Source organism: Undibacterium sp. Ji49W (genome assembly GCF_049340205.1).
GTDB lineage: Bacteria > Pseudomonadota > Gammaproteobacteria > Burkholderiales > Burkholderiaceae_D > Undibacterium.
Genome location: NZ_JBMPOW010000039.1, coordinates 1 through 4,322, shown reverse-complemented (window position 1 = coordinate 4,322; position 4,322 = coordinate 1). Strand labels below are relative to the sequence as shown.

6 protein-coding genes are annotated in these 4,322 nt (G+C 45.4%); 1 reads left to right on the top strand and 5 read right to left on the bottom strand.

What is annotated here, in order from left to right; translation table 11 throughout:
* Positions 1–310: hypothetical protein (locus tag ACO0LK_RS26900; RefSeq protein WP_422980591.1), on the top strand; the 310-nt coding region annotated here is incomplete at its 5' end.
* Positions 311–551: 241 nt separating this feature from the next.
* On the opposite strand, the gene ACO0LK_RS26895 is transcribed toward ACO0LK_RS26900, so the two are convergent.
* The 5 genes from ACO0LK_RS26895 to ACO0LK_RS26875 form a co-directional block, all read right to left on the bottom strand.
* A complete protein-coding gene (locus ACO0LK_RS26895) occupies positions 552–887 on the bottom strand; it encodes a hypothetical protein (protein ID WP_422980590.1) in 336 nt (111 codons plus the stop codon).
* Between the two features lie 202 nt (positions 888–1,089).
* Entirely contained in the window at positions 1,090–1,554 is a 465-nt protein-coding gene (locus ACO0LK_RS26890) for a hypothetical protein (RefSeq protein ID WP_422980589.1), read from the bottom strand.
* Positions 1,555–1,641: 87 nt separating this feature from the next.
* On the bottom strand, positions 1,642–1,938 hold the full coding sequence (locus tag ACO0LK_RS26885; protein WP_422980588.1) for a transposase: 297 nt from the start codon (positions 1,936–1,938) through the stop codon (positions 1,642–1,644).
* 689 nt (positions 1,939–2,627) lie between these two features.
* Positions 2,628–2,891 (bottom strand): hypothetical protein, encoded by a 264-nt coding sequence (locus tag ACO0LK_RS26880; protein WP_422980587.1) that lies wholly within the window; start codon positions 2,889–2,891, stop codon positions 2,628–2,630.
* 14 nt (positions 2,892–2,905) lie between these two features.
* The coding region (locus ACO0LK_RS26875; protein WP_422980586.1) for a hypothetical protein at positions 2,906–4,322 on the bottom strand (1,417 nt) is incomplete at its 5' end.

The window sequence follows — 4,322 nt, the reverse complement described above, 5'->3', positions numbered from 1 at the left end:
CATCATAAGCATACTGCTCATACTGACCCAGGGGTTTCGTCGTGAGGATGAGGTTGCCACGCAGATCGTAGCCATATTGCGTGGTTTCCCCATTCGCATTGGTCCTGGCGATGACACGTCCGGCCTGATCGTAGCTGGTGGTGCTGACCAGGCTTTGGGTAGTACCCGTGACGTTGCCGGTGCTGGTGCCGTACAGGCCAACTGCATCACTGCTGGACTGGAGCAGGCGGCCCTGGTGGTCGTACTGGTAACGACCACAGATCTGTCCATCACTTGGACGCAACGCGGTACTGAAATGCTTCTGGAGTAGCTGTGCTACTTGGGCGAAATCCAGGTTGGATATTTCGCTAGATCCACATGGGTGACTGGTGCGATTCACGCAACCACACGTTGAAGCAAAAGGCACGATGGCATTTTGAAACAAGCGCGTGATGGCGTGGTATATCTTATCGCGGTGTGTTGCGAGTATGTTGTTCGACTAATTGACTACCGGGGGCTAATGGGTGACCCCAGCTTTGTGCGGGAGAACTTACACAATTATTTTTACGGGCTCAATTTCTCTCATCAATTTGAAACAAGGGCGAAAGTAAAGAATGCCAAAGTGCTGCACACTCCATCTGGTAGTCAGTCAAGTCGGGGCTGTTCAGTAAGTTATTGATGGCTCCATGAACTAATCTAAAATCTTCTTTTGAAAGTTCATCGAAGTGAATGAAGTGTCCGCCGCTTTGTTCGGTAATTTTTTCATATAAGGTTGGATGAATATTTTCCAAAGCGTCAGATAAAAATTCTGACAAATACATGTCAGCAGTTGAATTTACGTACACTTCTTTCCATTGCTCTCCTTTAGGAAAGCTTGGATTGAAACCGATAATCCATGACATACCCATTTATATACCTCGCCATTATTTAACAATAAGAATTTTTGCCTGCTGCTCTGGGGTCAAAGTTTTTACGAAGTCTAAACATAAACAAAAGTGATCAGGTCTTACCTTACGACAATTCCACAACAAACAAATGCGTGAGTATAAGACTTGTCGCCGCCATCCAATCTCGTGAATGTCTTTAAAGAAGGCGCGAATCAACACAAGTCTACTGTTCGTGTTTTGCCTCAAATGCCCGTACTGCCCTGCTGACAGTGACGTAGTGAACAGAAAAAAAGGCTGCAATTTCGGCCATGGAATAAGCGCCTGAACGATATGCCTGGGCCATGGCCTCATTGCGGTCAGTGAAGTTTTCCTGATAGGTATGCAACGGCAAAGAGATAGCACGTCGATGTGCGATAGGCACGTCCCGAAGGTCTTCAGGGCCTAATTGAGGCTGGTGTTTTTCGACAAATTCATCATCTCCCAGCAGCAGTTGGTGCCGGGTTGCCAGCAAAGGTGAAGTCAAACCCACTCCGTCCAGTACAAACCTGGCATAGGCTAACCTGGCTTGTTGGCGTGTGACGCCAAACTGTCCCAATAACCAGTCGGTATCCAGCCACGGCGGCGCGTGCTGGTCACGCACACAGAAATGATAGCTGCTCCAGTACCATTGCTCTGGCAAACTCACCATCCCGGCACGTACTGGATTAAGAACAATGTAGCGCGCCAACTCCAACAGGTGCGCTTCTTTTTGTATCAGAATAGCTTTGTATCTGCCCTAGAACAAATGTCCGACTTGTTTGTGACGGCGATTAAAATGCGGCGTATACAAATCATTGAGCTGGCGCATACCACGCGACAAATTGCCATCGATGGTTTCCACCAGCAGATGATAATGATTGCTCATCTCGCAGTAGGCATGTACCACCCAGTTGAAGCGGTCACATACCTCGGCCAACACCGTCAACCACTCCTGCCTGTCGTCATCATCCAAATAGATATCTTCACGCCTGTCTCCACGAGAAGTGACGTGATACAAAACACCTGCAAACTCTAATCTTAGTGGCCTTACCATGCTAGAAGCATAGCAGGTTTTTTAAGAAATGTATGAATGTAAGACCTGACCCTGGCTTTGTGTAGGCTTTGTGTATGAATGTAAGACCTGACCCTGGCTTTGTGGCGCTTGAGCAATGCGCATAGTTTGCATACCCAGGCGACGGCTAAGCACCTGGAACAAACGCCCTGTAATCTGACCACGCGGCTTAGGAGCCAAGCCCAACAAATGCGTGAGCCTGACTTTGATACCTGATAAATTCAACAAGGCAGAGAAACAAGCCAGAACACTGGTTTCGCTCTCGCGGCATTCTATTTTGCCGAAGAGCTTACCGTATTCTGGTCTTGTAATTACTTCATAAGACATTGCTACAAATCATAGTATCGGCGAAGGCGAATCTAAGGTGCATAAAAAATCCAAAAAATAGCCATGCTTAAACTCGCCGTCGCTTTTCTTTCAGTAGAAATGTATCAAAGAAAGACCTGACCCCGGCTTTCGCTAATTGACGGAAAGGAGGCGTGGCACGATAAAATTACAAAACTAAATAACTGAATTTGATCTGACAATTCCGCACTTCAAACTGGGTGACTGTCAGATCGGGGAGCAACTACTACATCTTATATCAACGAACATGTGGTTCGAAACTGAGAAATCTCTCTAATAAAGCCAAAAGGAATATCACCTTTCTGATTGGTAAAACTATTTTTTCGTCACGATTCCAAAATGTATGATTCAAAATGATTTTTTTTGTTTTTGTTTTCTAAATGCAATCGACCACACATAGGGCAGCGATAGACTGTATTTTTTACCTCGTCAATTAAATTAAAAAATTGGTCGTCAGTTAATCTCGACTCACCCGCCATTAAATCACCAATTTCTTCAATTCGTTTTTCTGGAATAAGAGCCAATTCGCAATTAGACCAACCTTGCGAAAGATTCATATCATGACCACATTTGCAATTAAATTTCGGCATAATTAACTATCTCCTTATGGGCGATCAATACGTATGATTGTCCCGTCCGGTTTTTGAAAAAATAGTGTCTGGATATTTTGAGCAGTTGGCTTCCCCCAAGTTCTAGCAGCAACAGAATTGATTTCGGCATCAGACAAATTAGTTTGAATAAGCACACCAGATGCTTGTGTATTTTTTGCTTCAATTGCCCTTACTATCGAGTTTGGATTTGAAGTTGTTGGCGTATAAACATCAACCTGTCCAACACCTTCCACTGACAAATCAGCTGTACGCACCCCCTCAATTCCTTGTGACGATGCTGTTGGTTGATGCGTCACATTATATCCGAGATTAGCCAAGCCTTGCCCCGCAAGAAGCTCATTCGAATCAGGAATAGCGCCATCTGGAATATTTATACTACCTTGGTTTGTACCTCCATTCTGCTGACTCATTATCACACCGTTAGATGAAAGTGATGAGTCTTTGCCCCCCGTATTCACCAGTGTATTTGATGAAAGTGATGAGTCTTTGCCCCCCGTATTCACCAGTGTATTTGATGAAAGTGAGGAGTCCTTGCCCCCCGTATTCACCATTGTATTTGATGAAAGTGATGGGTCTTTGCCTCCCGTATTCACTAACGTATTTGATGATAGTGATGAGTCGTTGCCCCCTGTGTTAATCAGTAAATTCGATTCTTTATTTTCCGGATTCGAGCCCAGAAAGCCAACTCCGAAGACGTTTATACTAAAGTTGTTGAGGTTTACACTAAAGTTGTGTAACGCCTGCGATGGATCGCTCAAAAGCAAGGAAAGGCCATTCACCGCTGACTGGAATTCAATCACAAGTTTACCAAAATTTGGTGTAGCAGCCCCTTGCGTGCTTCCAACAGCGATTGAGGGGGTTGGTATCACGACACCACTTGGTGTGACCAGAAGCGATCCTGGAATAACGTACCCTGCTGAATTATTAGCATAAGGATCCTTGTCAAATCTAATTCCAGGGGGGGCCCCGAGTATGTATGCATCGTCGTTTCCACTTACAATAAATTGTGTTCCGCTAGGTAGATTTCCGTAGCCTTGCTGAGCCGCCGTGACCCAATAGGTTGAATCGTAGTTGGGCGTTCCCGCAGCCACCTGAATATCATTTGGATTGAGCAAATCGCTGATATTTGCAACGTTGACTGTGCTTATACTCGAATCCACCCCTACACTTGTCGTAGCATTCCGAGTCGCAAAATTAGTGCCTTGGGCAAATCCAAGTGGAGGCGCAATCGACTGATGCCCCACACTCTGCCAACCAACTGCCCCCATAACTTGATTTCCAAGCATGAAGTCCTCCGTCATCCAGTCAGCATTACTGCCATCTGATTGGATAGGATCTCCTGTTTGATAACTGCCATCAGGTAGGATGAAGTTATACGGATATCTAGGATCCCATCCTTGCGCTTTTAAT

What these genes read in the sequence shown, in the direction of transcription:
- ACO0LK_RS26895 (WP_422980590.1), bottom strand. Translation starts at nt 887, where the DNA reads ATGGGTATGTCATGGATTATCGGTTTCAATCCAAGCTTTCCTAAAGGA.
- ACO0LK_RS26890 (WP_422980589.1), bottom strand. Translation starts at nt 1,554, where the DNA reads ATGGTGAGTTTGCCAGAGCAATGGTACTGGAGCAGCTATCATTTCTGT.
- ACO0LK_RS26885 (WP_422980588.1), bottom strand. Translation starts at nt 1,938, where the DNA reads ATGGTAAGGCCACTAAGATTAGAGTTTGCAGGTGTTTTGTATCACGTC.
- ACO0LK_RS26880 (WP_422980587.1), bottom strand. Translation starts at nt 2,891, where the DNA reads ATGCCGAAATTTAATTGCAAATGTGGTCATGATATGAATCTTTCGCAA.